Consider the following 5,795-nt stretch of genomic DNA (forward strand, 5'->3'; position numbering starts at 1 on the left):
CCGCAGTCTGTTGAACATGTTGAACATGTTTCTCCATTATTACAGATACCATCTCCGCATCCAGCTATAATCTGGATTGTGGAATTTACCCAACCGCTGTAATTTGTATTATCATAAGCAATATGAATATACATATCTCGATATAATTATTCTCGGTAAATGGATATATTTCTCTTTCACTTCCATTAAACACGTGTAATCGGCGCTAATTTATCTTGGAGTAATGCAATACATGTTTGTATAATTAATCGACTTCAAAATTGTATTTGTACCTGTTCTTTACTTCATACAAAAAGGGGTGAGTTACATGAAATTACGTTCCGTTCTTCTGATTTCTTTAGTTGTCCTGCTTTCAGCTATAGCGTTTTCTGGCGTAGTTAATATCTGGAGCTGGAGAAGCCAGGACGCAGATGTTTGGAAACAAGTTGAATCAAGACTCAGAGCTCAAGGCTATGATATCAAGATTAACTTTACAGCTTATGCTCCCACGGAATATGATGCCAAGGTAAATCTGGCTCTTCAAACGGGAACTGGGCCTGATCTGGTTTATTCACGAAGGCTTCCCGGTGGCCGAACCCAGACTTTGATAGACAATGGGCTGTATTTACCACTCCCGAATGATTTTGACCTTAGCCATTTCCCACAGGCAGTTTTGAACTCCGTTACTTCTGGTGGAAAAGTTTACGGGGTTCCGTTTGCTGTTCAAGTTGTGGGAATTTTCTATAATAAAGACTATTTCGATCAGTTTGGCCTCTCCATTCCAAAAACCTGGGATGAACTCGTTGAAGTTGCCGATACTATTCAGAAAAACGGCATTACTCCCTTCTTCGTACCAGGAAAAGAAGCCTGGGCATTGACCATGCAGCATGCGATGTGTGGTGTTAGCGTTCTTGGCCCTGAATGGATCAAAGACCTTACAGAAGGAAAAACCTGCTTCCTCGATGTTAAATTCGTGGATCTAAACAGGAAGCTAAACGACCTGAAAAAGTACTATCAAAAAGGGTTTATGGGAAATTCTACAAGCGACCTTAACGCAGCTTTTGCCTTTGGCCAAGCCGCAATGGTGTTCTACGGTATTTGGGGTTATCAAACCTGGCACGAGCTCAACCCTGATTTAAGAGTTGGCTATTTCATGGTTCCTCCTGCCAACGAATGTCAGGAACCTTATGCTTATACCTATATGGATGGTGCCATTGCCCTCACTTCTAATGTAAAGAACCGTGAAGATTCTCTGAAAGTTCTCGAATTCTGTGCGACTCCTGAATTCGGTACGATTTTCTCCAATGTCACTTACAACATTCCCGCTGTTAGCGGTGCACAGCTCCCGGATCTTGATATACTGAAAGTCGCGGTCGATACATACAACAACCACGCATCCCCTTACGTTTACTGGGTAGGTTCCGTGTTTGTCACACAAAAACCCTCACTTTACACAGATGTCCTCAGCCCTGGAATGCAAGCAATGTACTCTGGGAAAATAACACCTGAGGAGCTTGCAAGAAATGCTCAGGACGCCATTTCTCAGTGGTATGAACCTCTAATGAAGAAGTGATCTTTTTAATACTCCCCTTCCCTTCAAAGGGGAAGGGGATTTTCTAAGGAGTGCAGAATGAAACTGGCAAAAAGGTATCTTCTTTTATTTGTTTTGCCCGCCCTTATATTGTATACACTGTTCATTGTATATCCGCTCATCAACAGCTTGTTCCTTAGCTTATATAGTTGGCCGGGAGTTGGGAAAAAGACATTTGTTGGTCTGGATAATTTCAGGAAGGTTTTCTCGGCTGGTTCTTTCAGGAACGAAGTGTTCAATGCTTTTTGGCATAATGTGTATTTTTATTTCCTCGCTGCCTTAATAGAAATCGGCGTGGGTTTTTTCATTGCGCTAATGCTTGCCAGCAAGATAAAAGGTGCCAGAATGTTCAGAAACATTGTCTATATTCCCAATATGATTCCACTGGTGTTGGTTGGCTTCATGTGGAGCCTGTATTTAAACCCGCAGGTAGGTCTTGTGAACCAATTCTTGAAGCTCATAGGGCTTGGTGGTCTCGCACAGTCATGGCTTGGCCAGGAGTCTACCGCGTTAACCACTATTATACTAGTAAATGCCTGGAGAAATATCGGCTTTTACGTGCTAGTACTTCTTGCGGCTATTCTTGATATAAACCCTTCGTTGTTGGAAGCTGCTTATATCGATGGCGCAAGCAACTGGAAAATAATCTGGAGGATAATATTTCCTCTTTCATTTTCTACTGTAAGAACATTGGCCATTCTTTTGTTTATCTGGAGCTTCAACGTGTTTGACATGATATATGCACTTGAGGGTGTTCAAGCCGGACCTTATCGCTCAACAGATGTCCTTGGAACGCTTTTCTACCGAACCGCTTTTGGCGGCTTGGGGAGCTCTGCAATCGATATGGGGCTTGGCGCAACAATTACAGTATTCATATTCGCTATAATTATGCCTGTTTCCATATTATACGTCTATCTTGTTGAAAAAAGGCAAAGGAGCGCTTGATATGCTTACACTATCAAAATATGGAAAAATACTCGTTTACACTCTTTTACTTATCTATACCATGCTCGTTCTTGTCCCCTTTTTGATGATGATCAGCAATTCATTTAAGAGTATGCGTGATATATACCTAAAACCCTTTTCTCTCCCGACAGACCCTTCATTTAGGAACATTATAGATGCCTGGAATCAAGCCGGAATAGGAAGGGGATACCTCAACAGTCTCATTATCGCGGGAAGCGCGGTTGTGGGGATTGTGATAATATCATCATTTTTTGCCTATGCAATCTCAAAGTATGAATTCAGGGGCAGGCGTTTTCTCTTTATGTATTCAATGCTCGGCCTTGCTTTTCCGGCAAGGCTTGCGATTATCCCCATTTATCTGCTCCTTAGGAATATAAATTTAACCAACAGCCGCCTTGGTCTGATAATAATATACATCGCAGTGAACATACCATTTTCGGTGTTCTTGCTGAAAAATTTCATAGACGGTGTTCCCAACGAGCTGAGCGAGGCTGCAAGAATAGACGGGGCCAATCCTCTTCAGATTTACAGGCATGTGGTCATACCGCTCATAAAGCCAGCTATTTCCATTGTCTCCATTGTAAGCTTTGTGAACGTCTGGAATGATTTCTTCTTCCCACTCATATTTATAAATGATCGTTCAAAGGCGACAATTACCCTTGCTGTGTCTATTTTCTTTGGCGAATATGCGAATCGCTGGAACTTGCTTTTCACGAGTTTAACGCTTGCCATAGCACCAACAATAATTTTGTTCCTGATCTTTTCAAGGCAGTTTATAGCCGGAATGACTCAGGGAGCAATCAAATAAGGTTGTGAAAAAATGAAAGTAAAACCCGGTATAGAAAAGATACTCGATAACAAAACCAAATACGCTAAGATGAATCTTGGATTGTTGACTAACTCCTCCGGCGTTACTTCAAAACTCGAAATTAATCTCGAAAAGCTTCTGAAAAGCGGGTTCAAAATAAAAAAGCTCTTTGGTCCAGAGCATGGGATTTGGGGAGCTGTGGCAGATGGCGAAAAAGTTAAGGACTCCGTGGACCCACGATACAACCTCCCTGTTTATTCTCTCTACGGAGCGCATCTAAAGCCCACTCAAGAAATGCTTGACGGCTTGGATGCGGTGATATATGACATACAGGATGTGGGACTGCGCTACTACACCTATATTTACACTCTTGGCTATCTCATGGAAGCCTGTGCAGAAAAGTGTATAAAGATCATCGTTCTCGACAGACCAAATCCCCTCGGGGGAAAAGTAGAAGGTCCTGTAGTCAGGAAAGGCTTCGAATCTTTTGTAGGCGGGTATGCCCTCAGTGTTCGATACGGCCTTACGATAGGAGAATTGGCTCATTATTTGAATAACGAATTCAATATAGGTGTTGATCTCGAAATAGTAGAAATGGACAACTGGAGAAGGAAGCTTTATTACGATGAAACTGGTCTGCTATGGCCAACTCCTTCACCCAATTTACCAGATCTTGAACATACAATTCTATACACAGGATTATGCCTCCTTGAAGGTGTGAACGTATCAGTAGGGCGTGGGACAGTGCATCCCTTCAAGTATATAGGTGCCCCCTGGATAGATTCGAAAGAGCTGCTAAAAAGGCTTGAAAAATTCCCCCACGAAGGTATAGAAATGCGTGAGAGAAGTTTTATTCCCTTCTCGGCGAAATATATGAATGAACTCTGTTATGGGTTGGAATTTTATGTCACTGACAGAGAAAAGGCAAATCCTTTGAAATTGTCTTTGAATTTAATCCACGTTCTTATAACTTTGCATCCTGACCACTTTGAATGGGACCATGTGTATCACGACGCTAAAGGTCTCAACCATTTTGACAGATTGATCGGTAATTCAGAGTATAAGGTATTGCTTCAAAAAGGCGTTACCGGAGAAGAAATAGCAGAATTGTGGAAAGAAGAAGAAAAAAGCTTTATGGAAATAGCGCAGAAATATCATCTTTACAGGTAATTAAACAACCCTTTCCATGCAGGAGTGATTGACGTGAAAGAAGAGTTGGAGCATTTGATCACGGAAGGTATCAACGAAAAAAGCAAATACATCGACAGAGTCCCCATTGCCGAAAAATTGCGAATTATCAATGAAGAAGATAAAAAAATAGCTTATGCCGTTGAAAAAGAAATTCCAAGAATAGAAAATGCCATTCTCTTAACACTATCCAGTCTAAAAAAAGGCGGAAAAGTCTTATATGTTGGAGCCGGGACTAGTGGGAGGCTTGGTGTTGTAGACGCTTCGGAAATATATCCCACATTTGGTGAAAAGAAAGCCTTCAAAGCTATCATGGCAGGTGGTGAAAAAGCCTTTCTAACGCCCATAGAAGATGCGGAGGATAAAGAAGAATTCGCTGCTGAAGAACTTAAAAAAGCTGGGTTAAGCGCCATAGACACCGTTATTGGTATAACAGCAAGCGGAAGAACCCCTTTTGTACTTTCAGCTTTGAGAGAGGCGAAGAATACCGGAGCGAGTACTGTGGCTATTTCAAATGTTCCGAACCCCAAAGTGGCCATGTTCGCAGATGTGAGCATAGAAGTTGTTACTGGCCCAGAAGTACTCACAGGCTCAACTAGAATGAAAGCCGGAACGGCTCAGAAGATGGTATTGAATATGATAAGCACGGTAACGATGATTGAAATGGGAAAAGTCTACAAAAATTTTATGACTGACCTTGTGGTAACTAACAGGAAATTGGCTGAAAGAGCAATTAAAATGATTCAAATTGCGACGGGTATCGATTACGAAAGGGCAAAAGAACTCTTCGAGGTCTCTGGAAGAAGTCCTCGAATAGCCATATACATGGCTATCACGGGTTCTACTAAAGACAAAGCGAAAAGGAAACTTGAAAAAGCAGGCGGAAAATTATACAAAGCACTTGGTGAAGGTCAATGATAAATACTCAAGGAGGAAAAGATGAAAATCGCTGTGCTTGTAAAACAAGTTCCCGACACAGATTTGGTTAAGCTCGATCCTGAGACGGGAACTATGATAAGAGAAGACTCCGGTAACATCATCAATCCACTGGATTTGCATGCTATAGAAGCATCTTTGAGAATAAAAGAATCCATGGAAGCAACAATCATAGCTTTTTCTATGGGCCCACCCGCTGCTGAAGAAGCCCTTAAAGAGGCAATTGCAATGGGAATAGATAACGCTTACCTGATCTGTGACCGCAGATTCGCGGGTGCCGATACACTTGCCACCGCTATCGTTCTTTCAAAAGCTTTAAAAAAGTTC

Annotated in this window: 6 protein-coding genes; all 6 read left to right on the top strand. The window is 41.9% G+C overall.

The features are described 5' to 3' along the window. Nucleotides 1-307 precede the first annotated feature (307 nt). On the top strand, nt 308-1,552 hold the full coding sequence (locus tag AC3LHT_RS03650; protein ID WP_290666849.1) for an ABC transporter substrate-binding protein: 1,245 nt from the start codon (nt 308-310) through the stop codon (nt 1,550-1,552). 57 nt (nt 1,553-1,609) lie between these two features. Continuing rightward, nucleotides 1,610-2,515 carry a carbohydrate ABC transporter permease gene (locus AC3LHT_RS03655; RefSeq protein ID WP_290647361.1) on the top strand — a complete coding sequence of 302 codons (906 nt, stop codon included), beginning with the start codon at nt 1,610-1,612 and terminating at the stop codon, nt 2,513-2,515. A 1-nt stretch (nt 2,516) separates the two neighbouring features. Next, on the top strand, nt 2,517-3,344 hold the full coding sequence (locus tag AC3LHT_RS03660; RefSeq protein WP_290666847.1) for a carbohydrate ABC transporter permease: 828 nt from the start codon (nt 2,517-2,519) through the stop codon (nt 3,342-3,344). Nucleotides 3,345-3,356: 12 nt separating this feature from the next. Then, on the top strand, nt 3,357-4,514 hold the full coding sequence (locus tag AC3LHT_RS03665) for an exo-beta-N-acetylmuramidase NamZ family protein (protein WP_488662015.1): 1,158 nt from the start codon (nt 3,357-3,359) through the stop codon (nt 4,512-4,514). 33 nt (nt 4,515-4,547) lie between these two features. Then, nucleotides 4,548-5,450, top strand: a complete 903-nt coding sequence (murQ, locus tag AC3LHT_RS03670) for an N-acetylmuramic acid 6-phosphate etherase (protein ID WP_290666843.1) — start codon at nt 4,548-4,550, stop codon at nt 5,448-5,450. Between the two features lie 21 nt (nt 5,451-5,471). Next, nucleotides 5,472-5,795: electron transfer flavoprotein subunit beta/FixA family protein (locus AC3LHT_RS03675; protein WP_488662016.1), on the top strand; the 324-nt coding region annotated here is incomplete at its 3' end.

Source organism: Kosmotoga sp., assembly GCF_982836095.1.